This window comes from Diplocloster modestus (assembly GCF_019042245.1).
In the GTDB taxonomy this organism is placed as follows: domain Bacteria; phylum Bacillota; class Clostridia; order Lachnospirales; family Lachnospiraceae; genus Diplocloster; species Diplocloster modestus.
Map to the genome: position 1 here is coordinate 363,602 of NZ_JAHQCX010000004.1, position 26,060 is coordinate 389,661.

At 49.0% G+C, this 26,060-nt stretch carries 22 protein-coding genes and 1 pseudogene; 4 read left to right on the forward strand and 19 right to left on the reverse strand.

The genetic code is table 11. The features are described 5' to 3' along the window. Window positions 1–275 precede the first annotated feature (275 nt). Entirely contained in the window at window positions 276–1,334 is a 1,059-nt protein-coding gene (locus tag KTH90_RS08680; protein ID WP_158350308.1) for a LacI family DNA-binding transcriptional regulator, read from the forward strand. 46 nt (window positions 1,335–1,380) lie between these two features. On the opposite strand, the gene deoC is transcribed toward KTH90_RS08680, so the two are convergent. Continuing rightward, window positions 1,381–2,034, reverse strand: coding sequence for a deoxyribose-phosphate aldolase (gene deoC, locus KTH90_RS08685; protein ID WP_238726634.1), 654 nt, complete (start codon window positions 2,032–2,034; stop codon window positions 1,381–1,383). Between the two features lie 292 nt (window positions 2,035–2,326). Between deoC and KTH90_RS08690 the strand changes: the two genes are divergently transcribed. Then, entirely contained in the window at window positions 2,327–3,274 is a 948-nt protein-coding gene (locus KTH90_RS08690; protein WP_158350312.1) for a sugar-binding transcriptional regulator, read from the forward strand. A gap of 64 nt (window positions 3,275–3,338) precedes the next feature. Next, entirely contained in the window at window positions 3,339–4,556 is a 1,218-nt protein-coding gene (locus KTH90_RS08695; protein ID WP_158350314.1) for a mannitol dehydrogenase family protein, read from the forward strand. 27 nt (window positions 4,557–4,583) lie between these two features. On the opposite strand, the gene KTH90_RS08700 is transcribed toward KTH90_RS08695, so the two are convergent. The 17 genes from KTH90_RS08700 to KTH90_RS25310 all read right to left on the reverse strand — a co-directional run bounded on the left by KTH90_RS08700 (window position 4,584) and on the right by KTH90_RS25310 (window position 24,607). Further along, window positions 4,584–7,280, reverse strand: coding sequence for a putative bifunctional diguanylate cyclase/phosphodiesterase (locus KTH90_RS08700; RefSeq protein WP_158350316.1), 2,697 nt, complete (start codon window positions 7,278–7,280; stop codon window positions 4,584–4,586). Between the two features lie 296 nt (window positions 7,281–7,576). After that, a complete protein-coding gene (gene metA / locus KTH90_RS08705) occupies window positions 7,577–8,491 on the reverse strand; it encodes a homoserine O-acetyltransferase MetA (RefSeq protein WP_158350318.1) in 915 nt (304 codons plus the stop codon). Window positions 8,492–8,633: 142 nt separating this feature from the next. Next, on the reverse strand, window positions 8,634–9,428 hold the full coding sequence (locus tag KTH90_RS08710) for a Cof-type HAD-IIB family hydrolase (RefSeq protein WP_158350320.1): 795 nt from the start codon (window positions 9,426–9,428) through the stop codon (window positions 8,634–8,636). Between the two features lie 24 nt (window positions 9,429–9,452). After that, window positions 9,453–11,015 (reverse strand): cardiolipin synthase, encoded by a 1,563-nt coding sequence (gene cls, locus KTH90_RS08715; protein ID WP_238726635.1) that lies wholly within the window; start codon window positions 11,013–11,015, stop codon window positions 9,453–9,455. A gap of 86 nt (window positions 11,016–11,101) precedes the next feature. Continuing rightward, entirely contained in the window at window positions 11,102–13,057 is a 1,956-nt protein-coding gene (gene ligA, locus KTH90_RS08720) for an NAD-dependent DNA ligase LigA (protein WP_238726636.1), read from the reverse strand. Then, complete coding sequence (locus tag KTH90_RS08725) at window positions 13,050–13,790, reverse strand: pseudouridine synthase (RefSeq protein WP_238726637.1); 741 nt, start codon at window positions 13,788–13,790, stop codon at window positions 13,050–13,052. Before KTH90_RS08725 ends, ligA begins: the two co-directional genes overlap by 8 nt. Window positions 13,791–13,933: 143 nt before the next feature. Further along, entirely contained in the window at window positions 13,934–14,335 is a 402-nt protein-coding gene (locus tag KTH90_RS08730; RefSeq protein ID WP_158350326.1) for a hypothetical protein, read from the reverse strand. Between the two features lie 359 nt (window positions 14,336–14,694). Then, window positions 14,695–15,735: an RIP metalloprotease RseP gene (rseP, locus tag KTH90_RS08735; protein WP_158350328.1), complete on the reverse strand. Its 1,041-nt coding sequence runs from the start codon at window positions 15,733–15,735 to the stop codon at window positions 14,695–14,697. 3 nt (window positions 15,736–15,738) lie between these two features. After that, entirely contained in the window at window positions 15,739–16,881 is a 1,143-nt protein-coding gene (locus KTH90_RS08740; RefSeq protein WP_158350331.1) for a 1-deoxy-D-xylulose-5-phosphate reductoisomerase, read from the reverse strand. Between the two features lie 106 nt (window positions 16,882–16,987). Next, window positions 16,988–17,827 (reverse strand): phosphatidate cytidylyltransferase, encoded by an 840-nt coding sequence (locus KTH90_RS08745; RefSeq protein ID WP_158350333.1) that lies wholly within the window; start codon window positions 17,825–17,827, stop codon window positions 16,988–16,990. Next, window positions 17,828–18,538: an isoprenyl transferase gene (locus tag KTH90_RS08750; protein ID WP_158350335.1), complete on the reverse strand. Its 711-nt coding sequence runs from the start codon at window positions 18,536–18,538 to the stop codon at window positions 17,828–17,830. It lies immediately after the preceding gene. A gap of 87 nt (window positions 18,539–18,625) precedes the next feature. Next, window positions 18,626–19,180, reverse strand: coding sequence for a ribosome recycling factor (frr, locus tag KTH90_RS08755; RefSeq protein ID WP_158350336.1), 555 nt, complete (start codon window positions 19,178–19,180; stop codon window positions 18,626–18,628). 108 nt (window positions 19,181–19,288) lie between these two features. Continuing rightward, window positions 19,289–19,984, reverse strand: a complete 696-nt coding sequence (gene pyrH, locus KTH90_RS08760) for a UMP kinase (protein ID WP_158350339.1) — start codon at window positions 19,982–19,984, stop codon at window positions 19,289–19,291. Between the two features lie 127 nt (window positions 19,985–20,111). Then, on the reverse strand, window positions 20,112–21,998 hold the full coding sequence (locus KTH90_RS08765; RefSeq protein ID WP_158350341.1) for an ABC transporter ATP-binding protein: 1,887 nt from the start codon (window positions 21,996–21,998) through the stop codon (window positions 20,112–20,114). Continuing rightward, window positions 21,991–23,742 carry an ABC transporter ATP-binding protein gene (locus tag KTH90_RS08770; protein WP_158350343.1) on the reverse strand — a complete coding sequence of 584 codons (1,752 nt, stop codon included), beginning with the start codon at window positions 23,740–23,742 and terminating at the stop codon, window positions 21,991–21,993. Before KTH90_RS08770 ends, KTH90_RS08765 begins: the two co-directional genes overlap by 8 nt. 144 nt (window positions 23,743–23,886) lie before the next feature. After that, complete coding sequence (locus tag KTH90_RS08775) at window positions 23,887–24,318, reverse strand: MarR family winged helix-turn-helix transcriptional regulator (protein WP_158350345.1); 432 nt, start codon at window positions 24,316–24,318, stop codon at window positions 23,887–23,889. A 10-nt stretch (window positions 24,319–24,328) separates the two neighbouring features. Then, window positions 24,329–24,607: a DUF6144 family protein gene (locus KTH90_RS25310; RefSeq protein ID WP_334300913.1), complete on the reverse strand. Its 279-nt coding sequence runs from the start codon at window positions 24,605–24,607 to the stop codon at window positions 24,329–24,331. Between the two features lie 83 nt (window positions 24,608–24,690). Between KTH90_RS25310 and KTH90_RS08785 the strand changes: the two genes are divergently transcribed. Beyond that, window positions 24,691–25,158, forward strand: coding sequence for a hypothetical protein (locus tag KTH90_RS08785; RefSeq protein ID WP_158350347.1), 468 nt, complete (start codon window positions 24,691–24,693; stop codon window positions 25,156–25,158). A 104-nt stretch (window positions 25,159–25,262) separates the two neighbouring features. Here KTH90_RS08785 and KTH90_RS08790 read toward each other — a convergent pair. Then, a pseudogene (locus tag KTH90_RS08790) lies at window positions 25,263–25,910 on the reverse strand (4Fe-4S binding protein); the annotation flags it as partial. Between the last annotated feature and the right edge of the window lie 150 nt (window positions 25,911–26,060).

Genomic DNA, 26,060 nt, shown 5'->3' on the forward strand with positions numbered 1-26,060 from the left:
GTAGCAAAGTTTACCTACCATGTTTTTCATTAACATACGTTCAATTTCCATCGTATTATTTGAACATTTAAATAATATATTTTAACATTTTTGTATAATTCACTTGCAATTTAAATATATTTTCGCTAATATAGAAAGAAGAGAACGCAAAAAAAAATAGTAGCGCTCGATCATTGCCCGCTGACTATTTCTCATGTACCGCACACAAGCGGCTATCAGACAGCCGCCAGGGTCCATTGTAATAAAGAATATTCCATAGATTCGAGGGATTTGACATGTCAAAAGAAAAAGTTACCATTCAAGATATTGCCGATGCACTGGGCCTTTCCCGTACTACGGTTTCCAAAGCGTTGAACGGTTCCAGCGGAATGCCGGAAAAGACCGTCCGGGCGGTACTGCAGAAGGCAAAAGAAATGAATTACAAGCAATTCGCCTATCTGTCGGATGTTCAGGATACAGATGCCGGCCAATCCGAAAAAGGAGGGAATCTGGCACTGCTGGCTCATATTATGCCCAACCGGTTCCATATCGCATCGACCCTGATGGCCACTCTGGAGCAGGAGATCAGTAAACACGGCTACTCCCTGACCATACATATTTTAAGCAACGACGATATCCTTTCTCTATCGCTGCCTCAGAACCTGAAACTGGGCCAGGTGGATGCCTTGATTTGCCTGGAACTTTTTGACGAGGCTTATACCCGTATGCTGTGCGGCCTCCGAAAACCGGTATTATTTTCCGATGCTTACTGCGGTTTTCCCCATCATTCCCTGCACGCAGATCTCCTCCTGATGGAAAATAAATACAGTGTCTATCATATGCTCCACTCCATTATAAAAACTACTGGAATCCGTACGGTAGGATTTATCGGTGACCCGAATCACTGTCTGAGTTTTCACGAGAGGTTCGAGAGCTTTCAGGCTGCACTTCTGGACACTGGAATCCCCTTTCACCCACAGAACTGTATCATCGATGACGACAACTATTATGGGGATGACAGGTGGCTGTCTAATCGCCTGACGGGCCTTTCAGAGCTCCCGGATCTGTTTTTCTGTGCCAATGACCTGCTGGCGATGCAGACGATTTCCTGCCTGTCCGGAATGGGAATATCTGTACCGGAGGATGTACTTCTATGCGGGTTTGACGATACTTTTTCGTTAAGTTCCATGAATTCCACGCTGACCACAGTGCGAACCCCCAGTGCAGATATGGGGATCATCGCCTCCAGGCTCTTATTGAACCGGATCGCCGACCCGGACCTGCCTCCGACGTTTACCTATCTTCGAACGGAGGTCCAGTTCCGTCAGTCTACCAAGCTGCCCGGTCATAGTTAAAAATATTTCTTCTCTCTATGACCGCATAATAGCTCTTATATTTCCTTTATTCCTTCAGAATTTTAACCGCATTCTCGACACTGATCCCAAGCCGGTAAGCACCTGCCTCCAAAAATTCCAGGGCTGTTTGCCGGCAGCGGATTCCGCCCGCTGCTTTAATATATACACTGTCCCCGACAACACTTTTGATCAGATTCACCTGGTCCAACGTGGTAGGCGCAATCCATCCCGTCGCCGTCTTTACGTAGTCACCACCGCCTTCGACCACCAGTTCGCATGCCCGTTTTGCAAAGTCCTCGGGCAACAGTGATATTTCAATGATACATTTCAACGGGATCTCCCCCGTTATGTCTTTGACCGTTTTAATTTCATCCCTGACCCAATCATATTTACCGGATAATAGCCAGCCAATATTGATCACCATGTCAATTTCCTCAGCGCCCAGCGCGATATTCTGTCTCGCCTCGTATAACTTTGTATCTGTCAGTTCACCGCCCGAGGGAAATCCCACCACTCCTCCGGTATGCACAGAAGTACCGTCCAATCCTTTCTTTACCCCGCTCATGTAGCAGGGCAGCACAAATGCTGCAGCGAATCCATATTCCACAGACTGTCTGATCAGATAATCCAAATCCTTTTCCGTGACATTACTTTGTACCTGTGTGGCATCGATATGGGATGCAAGTTCTGACCTAGTCATTATGTATATTCCTCCTTCATCTTTCATGATCATTTGATATTCTATTATTATCATATGTCATATCTCGTGTCAATCATTTTATTCTGCATAGCAGCCCAGTTTCTTCAACATGGTTGTTCCATCAATTATATCGGATCCTTTTCACAGCAGAACAGGTACAGATTTCCTGTTATCAGTATCCCATTTCCAATCCCCCATCCCATCCGCCGGCAATTCTGCTGCTTGTAATAAACGTTCACATATGATAAATTAGATTTATATTTAGTTCATTGTTCTAAAGGGAGGCATCCACATGAATGAATATGAAAAAATACAATTGCTGGTGAATATATCTAAGATGTACTATGAATTGAATTTCAGCCAGCAGGAGATCTCCAATAAGGCGGGCTTATCCAGAACATACATCAGCAAGTTATTGAACGAAGCCAGAGAACGGGGCATCGTTGAGATTCGGATCCATGATCCTGTGAAAGCGGAAACTCCTCTGGAAGAAAGCTTACGCAAACGTTACGGTTTAAATAAAGCCATCGTCCTTCCGGTCAATGATTCCGAACCCGCATTATTAGACCAGCTTGGAAACGCTGCTGCTGAATACTTAAATATGATAATCCGTGAGGATGATATCATAGGTGTTGGCTGGGGGGAAACACTCCACGCTTTTTCAAAAGCGGTCATAAGACGGGAGGAATTGAAAAACATTCAGGTGGTACAGCTCTGCGGCGGTGTTACGAAAATGAATCAGGATAGTTATGTCAGCGATATTCCCAGGAACATAGCCAGGAACCTGAGCGGCTCCTGCCATTTGATCCCGCTGCCCGCTGTTCTGGATAGTGTCACCGCCAGGAATGCGGTCATGAAGGACCGGAATATCACCGAGGTGCTCCACCTGGCGCGCCAGGCAACCATCGCTGTCATCACCGTGGGCGTGTTTGTAAAAGAGAATGTATTTGTATCCTCGGGATATTTCCGTGAGAATGAGATCGAGCAGCTGGAAAAAGCGGGTGCGGTCGGAGATATCTGCTCCCACATCATCAAAGAGCACTGTGAAATCTGCGATCCCCAGTTGGAAAAGAGAACCGTTTCCGTCTCTTTGGAAGATCTTATAAGCATTCCAACTAAACTATGCATAGCCGCAGGAGGGCGAAAGGCCAAAAGCCTGAAAGCTGCTTTAACGGCAGGCTGTATCAATGTATTCGTGACAAATGAAAGGATGGCAGAGGAACTGCTATCGGGAAACTGATCCCTTCAAATAAAATAGAAACGAATGAAACACAGGAACAGTAAATGGTGCAAAGGAGCAGGATATGAAATCTGTTATTTATGGCGCCGGCAGTATCGGCAGAGGGTTCATCGGGCAGCTTTTCAGCGAATCTGATTTTGAGGTTGTATTTATCGACCAGAATAAAGAGCTGATCGACCAGTTGAATGGCCGTAAAAGCTATCCGATTCGATTTGTGAAAGACGCGCAGAACTGGGAAATCCGGGTTGTTCATGTGCGTGGAATATGGTCATCGGATGAGGAAGCGGTCATAGATGAGATCAGTACCGCGGATCTCATGGCCACCTCCGTCGGAAAAAACGTTCTTCCCGTCATTGCTCCGGTCATCGCTTCGGCCCTTAGGAGACGATGGAAACTTTCCATTGACGCGCCCCTGAACATTATTGTGTGTGAAAATATGGTACAGGCGAATGCCTACCTGGGAGAATTGATAAGCGGCCATCTGACTGCGTCCGAGACCACTTTGTTTCGGGAAAAAACAGGAATGGTAGAAACCTGTATCGGCAGAAATGTACCGGTCATGAGCCCCCTGCTGCAGGACGGCGACCCATTAAGGGTAATCGCGGAGGATTACAGCGAGCTTCCGATCGACCGCAGCAGCTGGCTGGGTGAGCTATTACAGATCAAACACATGGTCCCCTATGAGCCCTTTGACTTTTATATCCGCAAAAAACTCTTTATGTATAATATGGCCCATGCCGTGGCTGCTTATCTGGGCGATATCCTGAATCTTCCTGCCCTGGCCTCTGCCATACACATTCCGGCTATCCGCTACATCACATCGAAAGCCCTGCAGGAAATCAGCATCGGAATGGCCCACGAGTATGACAAAGACCTGGAATCCATCATTCTATATTCCGATGAGCTGTTATACCGCTTCGGCAACCGGCAGTTAGGTATCTCCGTAAAAAGAGTTGCCCAGGATCCGATCCGTAAACTCGGTATAAATGACCGTCTAATGGGAGCGGCCGGACTATGTCTGAAACATGGTGTTTTTCCTGGTCACATAGCGGTCGGTATCGCGGCTGCCTACTATTATCACCATGCTACTGATGAGGAGTCCCAGGTTCTACACTCTTATATCGAATGTGAAGGAATCGGAAAGGCCATAGATAAATACAGCGGAATAGGCCTGCAGCATCCTCTTCGGGAGACGGTTCTGAAGCTGTACCGTATGCTTAAGGATCAGTGTTCTTTTGAGGAAATCATACATACCGCTGAATATGAAAAGATGCATCCATAATAGATGCATCCATAGCTGTGGTCTATTTTACAAATACTTATTCTCATACTCTTCCATAGGCACCGGCTTGCTGAACAGGTAGCCCTGTGCCAGTTCCACCCCGCAGGCACGAAGCGCCGATAACTGTGCCTCCGTTTCAATCCCTTCCGCTACCACCTGAATATTCATTTTTTTACAGATATCTACAATGGACTCCACAACTGTGCTGGCTCTTGGATTGGAGGCCACATCATCCACCAGGCTCTTGTCCAGCTTAAGCACATCAAATTCCACTGTGGACAGCAGGGCCAGATTGGCATATTCTGTACCAAAATCATCAATGGAAACCATAAATCCTTCACACCTAAGATCGCGGATCAGCGTCTGCATATCCACACTGTCTGCCTCATGCGCAGTCTCGGTAAGCTCAATCTCCAGATATTTCTTATCCACACCATACTTCCTGCAAATTCCCGCGATACGGCTGATAAAATCCGGACGGGATAAGGAACACCGGGAGAAATTAACGGAAACAGGGAGCGCCTGTTTTCCCTGTAACGCCCACTCTTTAAAGCGGGAGCATACAAACTCAAAAACATAAAAATCTATCTGGCTGATCGTCTCGCTTTCCTCCAGCAGGGGAAGGAAATTACCGGGCAATACCAGGGAATCGGAACGAGGCTGGTATCGGATAAGTGCTTCCGCCCCCACAGCGGATCCATTGCTGGATGCCACCTTGGGCTGGAGATACACCACGAAATGCTGCTGTTTGATCTCCTCGCACAGTACCGCTGGATCGGCCAGATGGAGGATCTCGTCACTGTGATGCCGGTACCGGTTAGAAGCCGGGTTCCTTCGATAGAAATCCTTCTTATCCTCATACATTCTAGCATCCGCGCTTGCGATAATCTGCTGCAGATCCTTGAACTGGGTGTCCCATTGGGCGCCTATGGCGGCACTGCAGCGGGCATTGCTGCGAAAACGGCGGCGCAGGCCTGCCACCCGCTGTTCAAACGTCACCCGGTCTATACCCGGGCAAATAATAACAAATTCATCTCCGCCGATCCGGTAATAATCTGCGTCCTGAAATGCCTCACGCATCTGCCGGGCACATTCCACTAGTACTTTGTCCCCGAAAGCATGACCCCTTTGGTCATTAATGTCTTTTAACCCGTTTACATCCAGATATACGATACCCACCGGGCCGATATGTTCGGAAAAAGCAGCCGAATCCTCCATATAGCGGTTTCGGTTATAAAATGAGGTAAGGGTATCGTAATAGCTCAGGTGGGACAGCTGCCGCTCACTCTGTGTCCGCCGGTAGGTCAACATAAGAAAATAACACAGCGTCTGCAGCAAAGATACAATGCTGCGGATACGGTCCGGAGGGGGATTGTCCACCCCCAAGATCCCACGCAGCTGTCCCTCCTCCTCCATCGGAGCTGCCGCCAGACTGTGGATATTCTGGCCGGACAGCAGCTCATACTCCTCAGGAGAACTTTCCCGCATAGTCTCCACATCTTCCAATATAAAAAATTCCTGCCGTTCGAAGGCCGGCAGCCAGCTGGCGATAGCCGACAGGGGCATGTCCTGCAGGGCATCCTTCTGTGAAGTGCTTCCCTCGGCACACCACTCGTAGTCGTTATAAAGCAGCTCGTTCCTGATCATCCCCACATAGACACGGTCGGCGCCGAGGAATCTTCCCAGACGCTTAAGAATTATGGGAACAGACCGGTCAAGATCATACTCCTGGTACAGGGTACGCACACACTCCATCACCATTTGCTCCGCGTCCAGGGTTTTTTTCAAAGCCTGCTTTTCGGCGTTGGCTTCTGTGATATCGAATGCCAGTTCCATCCGGGCAGCCCGGCCGTCCCATGGCAGCAGGCGGTCTTTTAAGAGATAATGCCTCTTAGTGATGGGATTCGTATATTCCCAGGTATAGTTTTCTCCAAAAGTCAGTTTCGATGACGTACAGAATTCACAGGGACTGTCCATTCCCTGCAAAACTTTATAACACTTTCTGCCGGACAGATCTTCTACGCCGAAGGTTTTCCTGCCTGCCTCGTTGAGAAAAAGCAGATCATAATTTTCCAGGTCTGACACATACATAAGTTCCGGGATTTCATCCATAGGGGCACGCAGGTCCCTGGACATCCTCTCCAGTTCCTCGCTCTTAGCCCGGTTTTCTGCCTCCGCTTTTTTCAGAATCTGCTGCTTTCGCGCCTGTACCGAACCGTACCAGACCAGCAGCGCCACCGGTATCAAAAAGACCACAATCAGAAGGATCAGATCCCGTTCCGCATTATGTACCTGTTTTTCCGCATAGAGCTCAGCCGCGTTGACAGCCTGATTGCAAAGAGTGAAATATTCTTCACTCAGCAGGAAAAGCTGCGCACCGCCAGATCCCTGGCGTACCTGCTGAATCTCCTCTTTCAAAGTGTCCCATAACACCTTCATCTGCGAGATCAGATCCTGATAATGTTCGTCTGCTAACCGGTCCAGGTGATTATCTCCCTCCCCGGTGTCAAGTTCTGCAAGAATGCCGTCCAGCTGTTGGAGCAGATCATCATTGGGCTTTCCATCTAATTCCTGCTTCACCAGCTGCTGGGTCCCTCCGCGCACCACACCTGCATAGTTGATTACCCGGGCATTTCCCTGCAGCCCGTGGATCGACAGGATCGAAAGCAGCCCGGTGATAAATAGCGCTGCCGCCAAAATCACCGGTATAATTCTCTTTTGCATTTTAATAATTCCTCCATGTCAGCGGTCTCAAAAGTCTATCTGGTAATTATCTGGTAATCAAAAGTAATGAATTCCCCTGTCTGTCCTTTACTGAGTACAGAGCTGCGGGATGGCCGGGTATTCTTAGTTTCAATAAATAAAGATAATATTATAATTATAGCTCATTTCCAGGAAAGCGCCAGAGGGTAAATGAAGAATTTACATCAAAAAAATATACCTTCTGCCTAAGCAAGGTATATTTTAAACAACGGTTATATGATTATGCCTATCCGGATAACCGGGAAAAACGCACAATCCTACTTTCCGCTTAATTCATAAGGGGTTACCTGATACACATAATAATTGAGCCAGTTCGTATACAGGTTATTGGCATGAGACCGCCACTGGAGCTCCGGCCGGATCGTCTCATCATCATTGATATAATAATTCTGAGGTTTATCGATCTCCAATCCTTTCGCCCGGTCCCTCATATATTCATTGTGAAGCGTAACCCGGTCATACTCCGGATGCCCCATCACAAACACCTGGCTTCCGTCCTCATCCATAGCCAGGAATACTCCGGCATCCGCGGATTCTGCCAGAATCAGGATCTTCCCGGTAGCCAGCAGGTCTTCCCGGTAAACAGTCGTATGTCTGGAATGCGGCGCCAGGAAAACATCGTCAAACCCGCGTACCAACGGAATTTTTCGGTTGGACACCCGATGTTTGAATACACCGAATATTTTCTTCTGTGTCTCATGCTTTTGTATTCCATAGTGATAATAGAGGGCCGCCTGGGCTCCCCAGCACAAATTCATCGTGGAGGTGACATGTGTCTTTGACCACTCCATAATTTCTTTTAATTCTTCCCAGTAATCCACCTCTTCGAAATCCAGCAGTTCAACCGGTGCTCCTGTGATGATCAGTCCGTCAAATGTCCTGTCCTTTACTTCGTCGAACGTAACATAAAATTTATTAATATGACTGGTGGGCGTATTTTTAGATTCATGGCTGGATACGGTCATGAAAGTCACATCCACCTGCAGCGGAGTATTGGACAGGGAACGCAGTAACTGCAATTCCGTATCCTGCTTCACAGGCATCAGGTTTAATATACCGATTTCCAGGGGGCGGATATCCTGATGCAGCGCACGATTCTCATCCATCACGAATATATTCTCCCTTTCCAGAATTTCCTTGGCCGGCAATTCCCCTTTAACTTTGATTGGCATACATATCTCCTTCTTTGTCGTCAAATAGTTTACTATGCAACTAATCCAGATTTTTATCTATGTTTCATTATATCAAGTTATATGAGGTTTTAAAAGTTTAGAATTTTATTCTATATGTCCGCCCTGCGCGGACAATCCATAATCATCCCGCAATCAGCCCGAATTTTTTCAAGCCATTATAGATCCCCTGCTCCTGTATCGGATCCGTACGGTACCTGGCTTTTTCTAGCACATCCGGATACGCGTTGCCCATAGCAATACCATACTCGACATATTCCAGCATTTCCAGATCATTATTGCTGTCACCAAACGCGTACGTATCACTGCGGTCCATATGCAGATGCTCCAGCAGTTTCTGTATGCCCGTGGCTTTATTATGCCCCACCGGCACCATTTCTACAAATGGTGAATGATTGTGGCAGACAAGCTGGTATTCTCTGGCAAGCATATGTTCCACAGACTCCCAGTGGTCCTGCGGCTGCCGTATGGCGATCAGTTTATTAAATTCGGTATTCTCTTTTTCAATCGGCCTCAAAACCGGCTTAAATGAACCACCCAGCTGTTCCCCCAATCTGCGGTACTCCGTGCTGGTATCCGCCGCATTATAATATAGATACCGGGGGCCCTCCAGAAAATATTTCGCCCCCGCCTGATCCAGCAGTGATGTAAGCCGCTCCAGCTGATCCGGTTCTGCTATTTTGTTAAAAATCACTTCCCCTTCATGTTCCACATAAGTACCTGCGCCGCAGATCATCCCCTCAAACGCCATATCCGTTATCTCGTCAAACACGGCTGCCCTGGTACGTCCGGTACAGATCACCGGAATATGCCCGTTTTTCCTGAGCAGTTTGATACCCCTTCGGGCACTTTCGGGTATACCCACGTTGGAGTTATACAGCGTGTTATCGATATCAAAAAATATAATCTTGCGGTCCATATTTTCCTCCTTTAAATATTACAGCTACATCAGCGGCGCAAAAAGCCTCAGAATCCGGGCCGCCAGACGGGTCCTCCCTTTTAACTTCTTCCATTCATCCACATGGATCTTCCTGCATTTTTTCAAAGTCTCCTGGAAATCCCGTTCCACATCCCCGACCACGCTGTTTTGATAGAAGAAACAGCCGCATTCAAAATGCAGGTACAGGCTCCGGTAATCCAGATTGATCGTACCTACGGTACAGGCCTCGTCGTCCGCTACAAATACCTTGGCATGGACAAAACCAGGGGTATATTCGTATATCTTCACGCCCGCCGTCAGCAGCTCCTTGTAATAGGATTTGGCCAGAATAAACGCATATGGCTTGTCCGGTATCCCGGGCATGATAATCGCCACCTCCACCCCTCTTTTCGCCGCGTAGCAAAGGGTCTGTATCATATGATAGTCCAGAATCAGGTAGGGAGTCATAATATGCACATACCTGGTAGCACGGTTCAGGATATCCACATACACCGTTTCCCCCATGGGTTCCTGATCCACCGGACTGTCTCCATAGGGCATGACAAAGCCGTCTCCCGGTTCCGGGGTTTTAAAGGGTTCACTGGGAATGTACCGCTCAAAGTCCTCTTTTTGCGTCCCGGTAATATTCCACATCTGCAGGAACATCATGGTCATGCTCTTCACCGCATCCCCCCGGATCATTACAGCCGTATCCTTCCAGTGCCCGAACCGCTCTTTTACATTAATATACTCATCCGCCAGATTGATCCCGCCGGTGAATCCGATTTTTCCGTCAATAACCAGTATTTTCCGGTGATCCCTGTTGTTATAATGGGTAGATAAGACCGGACGGATGGGGGAGAACATTTTACACTGGATCCCATACTCTTGCAGCTGTTTTGGATAACTGTACGGAAGCAGCACGATGGAACACATACCGTCGTAGAGCATACGGACCTCCACGCCTTCCTGCACCTTGCGTTTTAGGATATCCAGCACCGTATCCCAGAAGATCCCCTCCTCCACAATAAAATATTCCAGAAAAATAAACTTCTCCGCCTCATTGAGCCTTTTCTTCAGCTCTTCGAATTTATCCTCTCCCAGGGGAAAGTAAACTGCCTCTGTATTTTCATATATCGGATAACCACTGGTCGTCTCCGAGTACACAGCCAGCTTCTCAACCTGGGTATTGATCTCACTTAAATGCTTCCTTACCTGTTGATCTTGCGCCAGATACGGGCGGGTTTCCGTCAGCATCTGGGTATGTCTTAAGTTCATCAGTTTCGGCGTCCACTGAGTGTGCACAAACAGATAGAGCAGGCCGCCGAATATCGGAATGATTACGATCGGGACCATCCAGACCAGTTTAAAATCAGGCTCACTGGTTGAATTTACGATAAATACCACGACGAACAGGGAGATCAGGGCAAAGATCCCATACACCCATACCATATAGTCTTCCAGCGCCAGAACGCAATAAACCAGAAGGGCTACCTGTACGATCAACAGCAGAATCACCATCAGGCTCCTTCCGTAGATCACACCGAACACCTTTTTCTTGCTCCTCTTCATCCGTGATTCAGACATCACTTCTCCTCCTTCGTACCCCGTTAATTCCTGTCATACCCTGATGATTCCTGCCGTACTCTCACTGCCCGTTCTCTTTCAGGATCTTATTGTATCAGAGCCAGGAATTCTTCCTCTGATATAACCGGCACATTCAGCTCCCTGGCTTTTTTATTTTTGGAAGACCCTGATGTGGTATCATTGTTGATCAGGTAGCTTGTCTTAGATGTTACGGTACCGGTCACTTTACCGCCCTTCGCCTCAATCAGCTCTTTTAATTCCGCCCGGTTGGCGAAGTGCTCCACACTTCCGGTAATGACAAATACCTGTCCCTCCAGCACCTGTTCCTCATTCTCAGCGGCCTCTTTTTCGATTCGCAGTTCTTTCAGCAAATGATCGAACCGGCGGCTGTTTTCCTCATCCGCGAAATAATCCACAAAGCTTTGAGCGATCACAGGGCCGATCCCATTGATCCCGCTTAACTCTTCCACCGTCGCCTGCCTCATTTTCTCCACATTATACTGATATTCCCGGCAGATCATTTTCGCGTTGGCTAGCCCGATGTTGGAGATACCCAGACTGTAAATGACCCGTGGAAGGGTGGTATTTCTGGCATTTTCGATACTCATCATCAGGTTCTCATAGGATTTTTCCCCGAAGCCCTCCATCTCCACAATCTCATCCCTGTAATCCGACAGATGAAACAGATCCGCAAACTCGTGAATATACCCGCGCCCGATCATTTTCTCCAGCGTCATCTCCGACAGGCCGTCTATATTCAGCGCGTCCCTGCTGACAAACAGGGTAAATGCCTTCAGACGCTTCGCCTCACATTTGGGATTCACACAGTAAAGCGATTCCACATCATTCATCTGGCGGATCTGCGTCGGCCCGCCGCATACGGGACAGACTTCCGGGATATCATTGACCCCGCTTCGGGTCAGATTTTCCGCGATCTGGGGGATAATCATATTCGCCTTATATACTTCAATGGTATCACCCACCCCCAGCTGCAGTGCTTTCATAATACTGATATTATGCACACTGGCCCGGCTGACCGACGTTCCCTCCAGCTCCACAGGCTCAAAGATCGCCACCGGATTGATCAGGCCAGTCCGGGAAGGGCTCCACTCTATCTGCGTAAGCCTGGTCTCCCGTATTTCGTCGGCCCATTTGAAGGCCATGGCACTCCGGGGAAATTTGGACGTATTTCCCAGAGACAGACCGTATTCAATATCATCCAGGAGCAGAACCAGCCCATCCGATGGAAAATCATTGTCGCTGATCCTCTCGGCAAAAGAAGCCACGACCTCCTTCAAATTCTCCCCATCAACCATCACATGCTCCACCACGTCAAATCCCTGCTCCGTCAACCAGTCAAACTGCTTCATACGCGAGTTTTCAAAATCAACCCCGTCTGCCTTGACGAGAGCAAATGCCATAAAATGCACATTTCTCTTTGCCGTAATCTCATTATTCAGCTGCCGGACAGAACCGCTGCACAGATTCCGGGGGTTTTTATATTTCGCATCCACATCCTCGATCTCATCATTGATCCGGTTAAAATCTGAATAGGTAATAACCGCCTCGCCTCTCAAGACCAGTTCCCCTTTATAGCTGATATTCAGCGGAACATTTTTAAAAACGCGGGCGTTATTTGTGATCACCTCGCCCACTTCACCGTTTCCCCGGGTGACCGCCTTCAAAAGCGTCCCCTCCCGGTAAGTCAGCACAATCGTCAGCCCATCCAGCTTCCAGGACAGTACCGCCTGCTGATCCTTCAACCATTCCTGCAGCTCATCCACGCTCTTCGTTTTATCCAGCGAAAGCATAGGCGACTCATGCTGCTCCTTGGGCAGTTCATTGACCGCTTCATATCCCACATGAACCGTAGGGCTGGACGCCAGAACCACACCCGCATCTTTTTCCATCTGCACCAGTTCATCATACAGCTTATCATACTCAAAATTACTCATGATCTCCCGGTCTTCCTGATAATAAGCCCTTCCTGCCCGGTTCAGCAGCTCTACCAGTTCCTTCATTCTCCCTATCTGTTCAGCCATTCGTTCTCTCCTCAATCACTGTCGTATTCGATGAATCTCTGATCAATTCCTGGAGTGTCCGCCACTCCTGCGGGGTCACCTTCCGATAAGCGCCGGGCTTCAGATTTCCCAGCCGTATATTCATAATCCGCACCCTAGTCAAAGCCGCCACCCGGTACCCCAGATACTCGCACATCCGCCGGATCTGCCGGTTCAGCCCCTGCGTCAGCACAATCCGGAATCGATACTTATCCAGCTTCTGAACCTCACATTTTCTGGTCACAGTATCCAGGATCGGGATTCCCCCGGCCATAGCCCGGACAAATTCCTCTGTAACCTCCCGATTCACCGTCACGACATATTCCTTCTCATGACGGTTCCCCGAACGCATTATTTTATTCACGATCTCCCCATTATTCGTCATCAGCAGCAGTCCCTCTGAATCCTTATCCAGCCTTCCCACCGGATAAATCCTCTTCGGATAATGCAGAAACTCTATAATATTATTCTTTTCCCTTTTTTCCGCCGTACATACAATCCCCCGGGGTTTATTTACCACCAGAAGGATCATTTCCTCCTCCTTACAGGCCGGCCTGCCGTTCACCAGAATCCTCTGATCCTCCCTCACCTTCATCCCGGTAACCGCCGGCACCCCATCCACCGTCACCTTCCCCGCCTCAATCAGCCGGTCTGCCTCTCTCCTGGAGCAGACCCCAGCCTCACTCAGGTACTTATTCAGCCTAACTTCCTCCATACCATTCCCTCCAAAATCCATAAAACAATCAACATATCCAAACCCAATCAGAACTGAACTATACACCAATATAGCGAAATGGACATGTCCCAAACCGGAATGGACATGTCCCAAACCAGAATGGACATGTCCCTTTTCTCCATTTACAGATAAACGCTTTCCTTCTCTTTCTCATCCTCAAAGCAGATACGTTCCAGTTTTTCCATCAGCAACTTTCGATGCACGAACCCTCTGATCAGAAGTCCCCCCATCCCAACGCAAAACAAGACCATGCTCAAAACACCGGGATAAGAAACCTTCAGCAGCCCGAACACCCAGAACCCTGCCCCTGCCATCAAACCCATAGACAAAAAGACCAATAAAACCCCTCTGACAATAATCCCTTTCCCCTGAACTTTTACAAAATACGCCTCCCATTTAGCCCGATCCATATGCCCCAACTTCTTTTTCACCAAGAAAGCCAGCAGAATCAACCCCACAGCCAGCGCCTTCGCTAAATTCATCAATATCAAACAGGTAATCAAAATAACAACCAGTCTCAGCATCCTTCACACTCCTATGTAAAAACTCCGCCAGAGCCAAAGCAGGGGCTGAAGCATTCAAAAATCCGGAGGCCGGCCGGCAGTTCCGGATTCCAGCCGCGCCCGCCGGAGAAGATCTCTTGTGTTTGAAAAGCATGGCCGAATAGTGGAGGGAGACTCAAGGGAGAATGGCGGCCCTTATGCCGACATTCTCCCTGCTTTCAGAGGCTCACGGAACTGCTCATGAGGTTGCTTTTTCAAACACAAGAGATCTTCTCCGGCGGGCGCGGCTGGAATCCGGAACTGCCGGCCGGCCTCCGGATTTTTGAATGCTTCATACCCGGCCCACTCGCTCCGGCACCCCGGCTCAGTCCCAAAGGCCCCTACAACAGCTTATGAATATCGTTAAACATCACGAACAGCATCAAAGCCAGCAGAAGAATCAGCCCGGTAAAATGCACCATTCCTTCTTTCTCCGGATCGATCGGTTTCCCACGGATCGCCTCGATCACCAGGAACACCAGCCGCCCGCCGTCCAGCGCCGGAATCGGCAGCAGGTTCATCACCCCCAGGTTGGCCGACAGCAGGATCAGCCAGTTCAGCATGGTAAGCCACACATCCTTGGCGGTACCGCCCACCTCCTGCACCTGCTCATAGGACTCGCCCACGACATTGACGATGCCCACAGGCCCGGACAGATCATTGATACCCACCTGACCGGTGAAGAGCATTTTCAGGCTCTGGAACGTGGCCTTGATCCAGTATTCCACTTCATAATAACTGTACTGCAGCGTCTGCAGTGCGTTTCCTTTCTCCCGCGGCCCCGGTCCTCTGACACCCAGCAGATACCGGCCCTCTGTCTCGTTGAACTTGGGCGTCAACAGGGTCGTATATTCCTTGCCATCCCTCTCATAGACCACTTCGACCGGTTCGCCGCTCTGATTGAACTGCATATAGTTATTAAATTCCCGATATACATGTACGGAACTTCCGTCTACTTTCTTAATGATATCCCCGGCCTGTATCCCTGCTTCCGCCATAGGATAGTCCGGAATCACCTCATATACGGACGGCTTGTCAAAGCCGATATTTCCTATAATAATCACTGCGCCGATAAAGGCCAGGATAAAGTTAAAAATCGGACCTGCCGCAACCACAGACATCCTGGCCCAGACAGATTTGGCTCCGAAGGATCTCTCATCCTCCACCAGACCGTCTTCCCCCAGCATAACACAGGCACCGCCGAACGGGAGAAGCTTCAGGGAATATTTCGTCTCGCCTTTTTGTACGCCTACAAGGGTAGGCCCCAGGCCGAGGCAGAATTCCGTCACACAGATCCCGTTTTTCTTAGCCAGCAGAAAATGCCCGAATTCATGGAAGAGGATTAAGGCACTGAATATCACTATGGCTATCACTATTTTCAAAATCTACCACCTGCTTTCAATCCGGTCATAGACCGCTTGCTCTGTCTCCAAAATTTCATCTATAGTAGGTGATTGTATCACTTTTATATGATTCATGCAATCCCCGATGATATCCGGGATATCCAGGAACCGTATCCTTCGCTGTAAGAATTTACTGACCGCCCGCTCGTTGGCCGCATTGTATACCGTTGGCATCAGACCGCCTTCCCGGGCCGCCCGGTATGCCAGTTTTAATCCGGTAAATGTCTCTATATCCGGGTCCTCAAATGTAATCTGCCGAAGAGCCGCAAAATCCACCCGCTGTCCGCCCAGATACCGGCGTTCCGGATAGTAAAGCGCGTACTGGATCGGCAGCTTCATGTCCGGTGTTCCAAGCTCCGCCATGACCGCCCCGTCCACATACTGTACCATCGAATGAATGATGCTCTGCGGGTGCACTACTACTTGTATTCTGTCCAGATCCACCCCAAATAACCATTTCGCTTCCATAACTTCCAGCCCTTTATTTACCAGGGTGGCGGAATCGATGGTGATCTTCTGTCCCATGGACCAGTTCGGGTGCTTCAGCGCATCTTCCACCTGGATCTGTTCCAGATCTCCCCGCTGTCTGCCGCGGAACGGACCGCCTGAAGCGGTCAGCAGTATTTTTTCAATGCGGGACGGATCTTCTCCGTTCAGGGACTGGAAAATCGCACTGTGTTCACTGTCCACAGGCAGAATCCGGACGCCGTACTCTTCTGCCATGGGCATGATGATATGTCCTGCAGTGACCAGTGTCTCTTTGTTGGCCAGAGCAATGTCTTTTCCCGCGCAGATGGCTTCCATGGTCGGACGGATTCCGATCATCCCCACGATGGCGGTTACCAGAATCTCCGATTCCGGCATGGAGGCCAGCTTTAACAGTCCATCCATACCGGACGCGATTTCCACTTCGCAGTCTTTGACACGAACGGCCAGGTCCTTTGCATGTTCTTCTGACCAGACCACCGCAAGCTTTGGCCGGAATTCGCGGATCTGCGACTCCAGCAGGGCGATGTTCGAACCCGCTGAGATGCCTTCCACTTCCAGGTCTTTATTTTCACGGACAATGTCCAGAGTCTGGGTCCCGATGGAACCCGTGGAACCCAAAATCGCTATTTTTTTCATTGGTTATTTCCTCACTATAAAAATAGCAGCGCTCGAAAAAGCCTCGCCGGCTATTTTCCATGCATCGCACGTAAGTGCCTGAAACACAGGCACTAAATGCTCATAGTTATAAAAACAGATAAACTAAATAGTATACTACCGGAGCTGTAAAAATGACGCTGTCAAACCGGTCCAGAATTCCACCGTGGCCCGGTATGAGCTTCCCGTAATCCTTCAGCCCGAAATTTCTCTTGATGGCCGAGGCCGCCAGGTCTCCCACCTGGGAGATCACCGCCCCGACCGCACAGGTAACCGTAATCACAGGCACCATATCCGCGGAGGCGTATCCGACCAGCACCATCACTTTCGCGAACAAAAAACCCAGAAGCGCAGCACCGGCGACTCCGCCGATTCCGCCCTCGATGGATTTCTTCGGGCTCAGTACGGGCGCCAGTTTATGTTTCCCGATCAGCATTCCCACGCAATAGGCACAGGTATCGCATCCCCAGGAGCAGATAAAGATCAGCCACACGATAAACAGGCCTTCCGGCATTCCCATTCTGGTTTTGTAAATGTAGGACAGCATGACCGCCACATAGACAACCCCAAAAAATGTGGTCATAACCTGTTCCGCCCGATATTTCGGATAGGTGAACACGTATACCATCATCAGTGCGATCAGGATGAGCAGTAGACACATCATCCCATATTCCTGCAGCATCATCTCCTCCTCCAGCTGGTGTTTCTGCATTTCCAGCCAGACAAGCCCATAATAGGCCACAACGCCAATGCCCGCAGTAATCATCAGCGGAGAACGAAAGGTCAGCTTCCCGACCTGGCATAATTCCTTAAGGCCGATCAGGGAGACCGCCATCAGGGTAACCAACAGGACAGGCCCGCCGCTTATGATCGTGAAGAGGGCAATGATAACTAATACGATCGAGCTGCAAAGACGTGTTAAAAACATCTATTCTCCCCCCTTGACTCCGCCGTATCTCCGGTCTCTACTATTATACTTTTCGATAGCCTGCATTAATTCCTCTTTTGTGAAATCAGGCCAGGCTGTATCGGTAAAATAAAACTCCGTATAAGCCAATTGCCACAATAAAAAGTTGGACAGCCGCTGTTCCCCGCTTGTCCGGATCAGCAGATCCGGATCTGGTATGCCGGCCGTGTCCAGGTAAGATCCGAACAGCTCCTGATCGATGTCTTCTGTGCGTATCTTCTGCTTCTGCACATCCTCCGCTATCTTCCTGGCTGCCCGCGCCAATTCATCCCTGCTGCCATAATTGATCGCGATGGTAAAGTTCAGGCCATCGTTATCTTTGGAGGCTTCCTGGAGTTCAAAGATCCTGCTGCGGATATCGTCATCCAGCTTGCCGAGCTCCCCGATGACCCGGACCTTCATCCGGTTCTTCTCCGCTGTCTTCAGACAGGTCTTCATGTAGTTGCGCAGGAGTTTCATCAGCGCATCCACCTCATCCTTGGGCCTGGCCCAGTTCTCAGTGGAAAACGCATAGACCGTCAGATATTTGATTCCCATCTTATAGGCGTCCTCGCAGATCCGCTCCACGTTCTTGCTGCCCTGGGCATGTCCGTAGTTCCTGGGCATCCCGCGTTTCTTCGCCCAGCGCCCGTTTCCATCTAATATGATCGCCACATGCTGCGGAATATTCATAGATTTCCTCCTGTAAATGGGCGGCCCAAAAGACCGCCCACATCTTATCCTATAACGCTAAAATTCCTCAGAATCTCTTAGAAATTCCTATACCGTCAAAATCTCTTTTGATTTATCCTCAATTGATTTATCTACCGTCTTGATGTATTTATCTGTCAGCTTCTGCATCTCATTTTCCAGATCCTTCAGATCATCCTCAGTAAGCTCGCCGGCCTTGTTCTGTTTCTTTAACACCTCGTTGGCATCACGGCGGATATTACGGATCGCCACTTTCGCGGCCTCTCCTTTTTTCTTAACATCCTTAACCAGTTCTTTTCTCCGCTCCTCTGTCAGATCAGGGAACACCAGACGGATCATCTTACCGTCGTTGGTCGGATTCAGACCCAGGTCCGAGGTAAGGATCGCTCTCTCGATGGCTTTCACCATACTGCCTTCCCAGGGCTGAATCTGAATCATGCGCGCCTCTGGAACTGTAACATTCGCCACCTGCTGAATCGGTGTGGGTGTTCCATAATAGTCTACCCGGAGTTTGTCCAGAACATGCGGATTCGCCCGGCCTGCACGGATACTCCCGAACTCTCCCAACAGATTCTCATGGGTTTTTTCCATCTTATACTCATATTTTTCTAATCTTTCATCCATGATATAGTCCTCCTTTATTTATCTTGCTTATTTGAATTGTTTATCTGAACTTTTTTACCTTTTTATTTCACTTCAATTTCTTCAAATATTATGTTATGATTCTTAACTTTAAACAGTCACTCTGGTACCGGTAAAGTCGCCTTTCACCGTATTCACGATACTGTTCTCCTGATTTAATCCAAACACCAGCATAGGCATTTTATTTTCCATACACATAATGGACGCGGTCATATCCACGACGGCCAGCTTCTTGTCGATAACCTCCTGGATACTCACCTCGTCGTATTTCTTCGCATTGGGATTGGACTTGGGATCATCATCATAGACTCCATCCACCGCCTTCGCCAGAAGAATGACATCCGCCTCGATCTCTACCGCCCGCAGCACGGTTGCCGTATCTGTGGAGAAATAAGGATGTCCCGTTCCCCCCGCAAAAAATATTACGAAATTATGGGCAAAATATTTGCCGACCCGCTCATGGGAATACAGCTTCGAAAACCCACCGCATTCAAACGGGGTCAACACCTGTGTCATCATGCCTGCAGACTGGAAGATCTCGGAAACATAGATGCAGTTCATAAGCGTCGCCAGCATACCGATCTGATCCGCCTTCTCCCGGTTGATGTTCTCGCTGCTTCTGCCCCTCCAGAAATTACCACCACCGATGACAATTCCCACCTGAATTCCCTCATCTACCAGGATCTTGACCTGCTTGGCCACCTTCATGACCGTAGCTTCGTCAAATCCCGTTTTCTTATCTCCGGCCAATGCTTCTCCGCTGAGTTTTAACAAAATCCGCTTCATACAAGCACTCCTTGTTCCTCTTTTTCCACCATTTTAACACACTTTCCGGGAAACGCCAATATAAAGTTGGAGTTCGATTACCCAGTTCGGTTCCATCGGTATAGGCCGCTGCACCTCCTGCGTCCCCTTATTCCAACTCAAACGCCCCCGTATACAGCTGATAATATTTCCCACGTTCCTCTATGAGTTTCTCGTGGCTGCCCCGCTCTATAATCCGTCCGGCTTCCAGGACCATGATGACATCGGAGTTCTGGACAGTGGAGAGGCGGTGGGCAATTACAAATACGGTGCGTCCTTTCATCAAGCTGTCCATGCCTCTCTGGACGATGGCCTCGGTTCTGGTATCTATGGAGGATGTGGCCTCATCCAGAATCATGACCGGGGGGTCTGCAACGGCAGCCCGGGCGATGGAGATCAACTGGCGCTGGCCCTGGGACAGGTTTCCCCCGTTTCCTGTAATCACCGTATCGTAGCCGTTGGGCAGCCTTCGGATGAATTCGTCGGCGTTTGCCAGGCGCGCTGCCTCGAATACTTCCTCATCAGTGGCATCCCGCTTGCCGTAGCGGATGTTTTCCAGAATCGTGCCGGTGAAGAGATTGGTGTCCTGCAGGACGATCCCAAGAGAACGGCGCAGGTCCTCTTTCTTAATTTTGTTGATGTTGATATCGTCGTAGCGGATCTTGCCGTCGGCCAGATCGTAGAAGCGGTTGATCAGGTTGGTGATCGTCGTCTTGCCTGCGCCGGTGGCGCCCACGAAGGCTACCTTCTGGCCCGGTTTTGCGTACAGGGTGATGTCGTGGAGGACGATCTTTTCGGAAGTGTAGCCGAAGTCCACGTCGTAGAAACGCACCTCGCCTTTTAACTCCGTGTAGGTGATGCTTCCATCCCCGTGAGGATGTTTCCAGGCCCACAGGCCGGTCCGTTCTTTCGTCTGTGTCAGTTGGCCGTTCCCGTCGTGTTTTGCATTTACAAGCGTCACATAACCCTCATCCACCTCGGATTCCTCATCCATCATTTTGAAAATACGCTCCGCACCTGCCAGGGCCATAATCACCATATTTAACTGGTTGGATACCTGGCTGATGGGGTTCATGAAGCTTTTGCTGAGCTGAAGGAAGGATGCAATGGCTCCCAGGGTCAGGCCGCCCACCCCGGCTACCGCCATGGTTCCGCCCACGATGGCTAACAGGACATATTGCAGGTTGCCCAGATTACCCATGATGGGCATCAGAATATTGGCGAAGGTGTTGGCCTCTGAGGCATCGTGGCAGAGTTTCTCATTTTTCTCATCGAAACGCTCGATGGCCTTCTCTTCATGACAGAAAACCTTGATCACTTTCTGGCCGTTGATCATCTCCTCGATGTATCCGTTCAGGTCACCGAGGGCACGCTGCTGCCTTACAAAAAAGTAGCCGCTCTTGCCCGCGATCTTTCGGGTCACGTTCAGCATGAGGGCGACGAACAGCAGTACAAACAGCGTCAGCTGCCAGCTGGTGGCCACCATGGCGCAGAATACCGCCAGGATGGTGATGACCGATGAGAACATCTGGGGAATGCTCTGGGAGATCATCTGCCTTAAGGTGTCCGTGTCGTTGGTGTAATGGCTCATAATGTCCCCGTGGGTATGGGTATCAAAGTAGCGGATGGGAAGGGTCTGCATGTGAACAAACATCTCATCCCTGATGTTTTTTAAGATCCCCTGGGCGATGGCCACCATCAGCCGGTTGTAGAGAAGCGTCGCGATCACACCGCTTAAGTAGATACAGCCCATGACCATCAAGGATCTTAGCAGGGCGGTAAATACCGGCGATGCTTCCACCAGAAGCGGAGTGATATAATCGTCGATCAGTGTCTCCAGGTACAGTGAGCTGGCCACACTGGTCAGGGCGCTCAGCACGATACAGATCAGTACCAGGCAGAAGCGCAGCTTATACTGCCCCAGATAGGAGAGCAGCCTTTTTACCACCTGCGGATTGATATCCTGCATTCCTTTTCTATTTTTATTGTCACTCATCCTGACCGCCTCCTTTCACCTGGGATTCATATACTTCCCGGTAGATGTCGTTGCCTGCTAAAAGCTCCTCATGGGTACCCACCGCCTGGATCCGGCCCCGGTCCATCACTATGATTTTGTCGGCATCCTGTATCGAGGAGACACGCTGGGCGATAATAAATTTGGTGGTATCCGGGATCTCTTCCCGGAACGCTTTGCGGATCTGAGCATCCGTTTTCGTGTCCACGGCGCTGGTAGAGTCATCCAGAATCAGGATCTTTGGTTTCTTTAACAGTGCGCGGGCGATACACAGCCGCTGTTTCTGTCCTCCGGATACATTGCTTCCTCCCTGTTCGATGTAGGTGTCGTAGCCGTCCGGGAAGGAGCGGACGAATTCATCAGCCTGCGCGAGCTGACAGGCATGGACCATCTCCTCGTCTGAGGCCTGCTCATTACCCCATCGCAGATTTTCCTTGATGGTGCCGGAGAAGAGCACATTTTTCTGGAGTACCATGGCCACTTGGTTTCTGAGACTCTCGATATCATAATCACACACATTGACCCCGCCCACTCTGACCTGTCCCGCAGTGGCGTCATACAGGCGCGGGATCAGCTGGACCAGCGACGTTTTGGACGCTCCGGTCCCGCCGATGATGCCGACGGTCTCACCGCTTGCGATATGCAGATCCACACCGCTAAGACAGAGTTTCTTTGTGTCTTTGGTATAGCTGAAATCCACCCGGTCAAAATCTACAGAACCATTGGGGACTTCTGTAATGGGCTGTTCTGTATTTTTCAGATCACTGATCTCGGTCTTGATCTCAACGATACGCTCTGCGGAAGCCCGGGCCATCGTAATCATAACGAACACCATAGAAAGCATCATCAGGCTCATCAGTATCTGCATCGTGTAGGTGATCAGGCTCATCAGCTGTCCTGTGGACATGCCGTTTACCGGATCTCCCCCGGTCAGCACGATCATTCTGGCGCCGAACCAGGAGATCAGCAGCATACAGGCATAGACACAGAACTGCATCAGCGGCATATTAAAGGCCAGCAGTTTTTCCGCTTTGGTGAAGTCCTGATAGATGGATCCGGATATCTTTCCGAACTTTTCTACTTCATAGTCCTCCGAGACATAGGATTTCACTACCCGGATGCCGTGCAGATTCTCCTGCACCACATTGTTTAATGAATCGTAGGTGCGAAAGACCCGCTCAAAGACAGGATGGGCCTTCGTCATAATGATATACAGACCGATCCCCAGGACCGGCACCACGCCCAGAAAAATCATGGCCAGCCGGCTGTTGATCCCGAATGCCATGATCATCGAGAAGATAATCATGAACGGTCCCCGCACGGCCATTCGTATGATCATCTGGTATGCATTCTGGACATTTGTGACATCCGTGGTCAGCCTTGTGACAATGCTGGCAGTAGAATATTTGTCGATATTGAAAAATGAAAAATTCTGGACATTATCATACATATCCTTCCGCAGATTCTTCGCGAATCCCGCGGATGCTCTGGCAGCCGCCTTTCCCGACAGGGCCCCGAACAGAAGCGATACCATGGCCGCCACAGCCAGCACGGCCCCCATGCCCCATATGTACTTCAGATTCCCGGTGTCGATTCCATTGTCAATGAGCCAGGCCATCATCATGGGTATGATCACTTCCATAATCACTTCCAGAGAGACATATACGGGAGCCAGAATGGAATCTTTCTTATATTCCCGTATGCTCTTCATCAATTCCCGAATCATAATGATTCCTCCTTTTTATAGTTTGTATACAAATTGTTTGCAGGTGAATAGTTTGTATCCGCATAGTTTGTGCCCGAACTAACAGCAAGAAAAATCTGCCGTCTGAATCGTTTAAAATTGTTTCATAAACGTCTCCTACGGCATTTACAACAGATTTTTCTTTACTTTATCTAATAGCGTAAGCATCGTGTCGACTTCCTTTGCTGTCATCCCTCTGACCAGCAGTTCCTCCATCTCACAGATATTGTGGTATACGGTCTGACAGATCGCTTCCCCTTTGTCGGTAATCACCAGTTTTTTCAGCCTCGCGTCTTCCGGTACAGATATGCGCCGGATGATTCCGTTCTTCTCCATTAGTTTCAGGATCCCGGTGACCGTAGATCTGGTAATGGAGAATTCCTGCTCCACATCTTTCTGAAACACATCCCGATGCCTGTTCTCCTGCAGGAAACGTAAAATCCAGCTCTGTACCGGGGTGATGCCTTCTATCCCGCTCTTCCTTTTCTGTTCTTCGATCTTTCGGCCGATCAGATTCGATATGGCATGAATCTCATGCCCTATATCTTTATCTCTCATCTTATACCCCTTATTTTACTTCTCGCATATTGTTCGGTTCCAAACAATTATAGGATTTTATTTCTCTGTTGTCAAGTTTTTTCTGGAGATAAACTTGAGATTTTTCCGGGCAGCCAGACCTCCTATAGCGGACACGGCGGGGCAAAGGACCGAATCGCCACTTGAGCAAGCATTGGACAGGGACAGAAATAAATTGCAAAAATAGTTCACCGTTTTTACAGAAAAGCCCCGCGGTCTTCGCCTTTTCTGAATTTGCAAATTCTTCTATATTTGTAGCATCTGCTCTCAATTCCTTTACAAGCGCAGTTTTTCCTCCATACCGTAATCACATTGGCAGTTCATCGGGGAATAGCCGCAAAGATTCCTTACCGAATGGTTCCCATCATTTCCTTTAACTATCGTCCTTATAATAATGACGGTACGCTGAAAACATCCACAGAGGGCGCCAAAGCGGAGATGGAACGGGATTTTGAGATCGACTACTACCGTGTATGGACCCACATGCGCATCGTCACCAGGGAAGCAAACTTCAATAGCTCAGGCCGATTCGGGCTATCAGAGATCGAAATCGGAACGGATCTGGAACCGGCCCAATTTTCACTGCCGGAATATGGAGAACCGGAAATTCCCGCCCAACAGCAGCTTCCGGATCCCAACGCCCACTGGGCCTTCGAGGAAGATACCCTGTTTACAGATATCATTGCCGGCAGCACAATCTCCCAATATACCGATTCCGGGGATCTCTTAAAGGTCGACACCACCATATACGATCACTGTACCGATCCAAATGTCGAAACAGATCAGCAACCCGAAAGGATTCACCGCTGGATCCGACAATAATAACACTTCCGACCGTTCATTTTGTGGAATTACAAAGAGCCTGGCAGCCGCCGGGCTCTTTAAGATTAATCGAGATCTTATGCTAGCAAGGCATCATTGATCTGTTACAAATACAGGGATTTTTCTGGACACTCATCGATACATTTTAAGCATAAGATGCATTCTGTACCATTGAGGCGTTTACGGGAATTATCTGCGACGTCTACATTCATAGGACAGACCTTTTTACACTTTCCGCAGGAAATACATTTATCCGAATCATTTTTCACCCGCAGCAGTGCATAATAGCTCGCAGGTTTCAAAAATACCGTTATGGGGCAAATATATTTACAAAAAGCGCGGTTGTCCTGAAAAGCAAAAGCCAGAACGATTCCTACCGCGTAATACAGCACATTGCCGATGATAAAACACCAGAACATAATTTTATCCAAATCCGCCACATGAAAAACAAAAAGCGCACCGACAAACAACAGCGAAACTGCGAAGACGATATATTTGATATAACCGATCTTTTTACGTGACTGCTGCGGTACCTTATAAGGAAACAAATCCAAAATCATAGCTGTCCAGCAGGCATACCCACACCAGCCGCGTCCAAACAAGAGAGGGCCAAAAATCTTTGCAACCGCATAATGAATCACAGCCGCCTCAAATACGCCCAAAAACAAATAGAACCAGAAGCCTTCTATCTGCATATTTTCATGAGACAGTATACCGAGATAAACCAACATATAAAGCCCCACGGCAAACTGATATGCTCCCTTTTAGGTAGACAAGTGAAATAATAAAAACTTGTTTCCTGAAAGGGGGTATTTTTTTGAGTAGAAAAGGTAAGTACCGCATAGAAGAAAAACTAAATGCTGTACAAGAATATTTAGATGATAAAGATAGTATGTGCTCCA

What these genes read in the sequence shown, in the direction of transcription:
- KTH90_RS08750 (WP_158350335.1), bottom strand. Translation starts at nt 18,538, where the DNA reads ATGAATATTCCGCAGCATGTGGCGATCATATTAGATGGAAACGGGCGC.
- pyrH (WP_158350339.1), bottom strand. Translation starts at nt 19,984, where the DNA reads ATGAAGCGGATTTTGTTAAAACTCAGCGGAGAAGCATTGGCCGGAGAT.
- ligA (WP_238726636.1), bottom strand. Translation starts at nt 13,057, where the DNA reads ATGGCTGAACAGATAGGGAGAATGAAGGAACTGGTAGAGCTGCTGAAC.
- deoC (WP_238726634.1), bottom strand. Translation starts at nt 2,034, where the DNA reads ATGACTAGGTCAGAACTTGCATCCCATATCGATGCCACACAGGTACAA.
- KTH90_RS08775 (WP_158350345.1), bottom strand. Translation starts at nt 24,318, where the DNA reads ATGAGAGATAAAGATATAGGGCATGAGATTCATGCCATATCGAATCTG.
- KTH90_RS08695 (WP_158350314.1), top strand. Translation starts at nt 3,339, where the DNA reads ATGAAATCTGTTATTTATGGCGCCGGCAGTATCGGCAGAGGGTTCATC.
- KTH90_RS08765 (WP_158350341.1), bottom strand. Translation starts at nt 21,998, where the DNA reads ATGAGTGACAATAAAAATAGAAAAGGAATGCAGGATATCAATCCGCAG.
- KTH90_RS08680 (WP_158350308.1), top strand. Translation starts at nt 276, where the DNA reads ATGTCAAAAGAAAAAGTTACCATTCAAGATATTGCCGATGCACTGGGC.
- KTH90_RS08785 (WP_158350347.1), top strand. Translation starts at nt 24,691, where the DNA reads ATGGTTCCCATCATTTCCTTTAACTATCGTCCTTATAATAATGACGGT.
- KTH90_RS08740 (WP_158350331.1), bottom strand. Translation starts at nt 16,881, where the DNA reads ATGAAAAAAATAGCGATTTTGGGTTCCACGGGTTCCATCGGGACCCAG.
- KTH90_RS08700 (WP_158350316.1), bottom strand. Translation starts at nt 7,280, where the DNA reads ATGCAAAAGAGAATTATACCGGTGATTTTGGCGGCAGCGCTATTTATC.
- metA (WP_158350318.1), bottom strand. Translation starts at nt 8,491, where the DNA reads ATGCCAATCAAAGTTAAAGGGGAATTGCCGGCCAAGGAAATTCTGGAA.
- cls (WP_238726635.1), bottom strand. Translation starts at nt 11,015, where the DNA reads ATGTCTGAATCACGGATGAAGAGGAGCAAGAAAAAGGTGTTCGGTGTG.
- KTH90_RS08690 (WP_158350312.1), top strand. Translation starts at nt 2,327, where the DNA reads ATGAATGAATATGAAAAAATACAATTGCTGGTGAATATATCTAAGATG.
- KTH90_RS08730 (WP_158350326.1), bottom strand. Translation starts at nt 14,335, where the DNA reads ATGCTGAGACTGGTTGTTATTTTGATTACCTGTTTGATATTGATGAAT.
- KTH90_RS08725 (WP_238726637.1), bottom strand. Translation starts at nt 13,790, where the DNA reads ATGGAGGAAGTTAGGCTGAATAAGTACCTGAGTGAGGCTGGGGTCTGC.
- KTH90_RS08770 (WP_158350343.1), bottom strand. Translation starts at nt 23,742, where the DNA reads ATGATTCGGGAATTGATGAAGAGCATACGGGAATATAAGAAAGATTCC.
- KTH90_RS08710 (WP_158350320.1), bottom strand. Translation starts at nt 9,428, where the DNA reads ATGGACCGCAAGATTATATTTTTTGATATCGATAACACGCTGTATAAC.
- KTH90_RS08745 (WP_158350333.1), bottom strand. Translation starts at nt 17,827, where the DNA reads ATGTTTTTAACACGTCTTTGCAGCTCGATCGTATTAGTTATCATTGCC.
- frr (WP_158350336.1), bottom strand. Translation starts at nt 19,180, where the DNA reads ATGGATGAAAGATTAGAAAAATATGAGTATAAGATGGAAAAAACCCAT.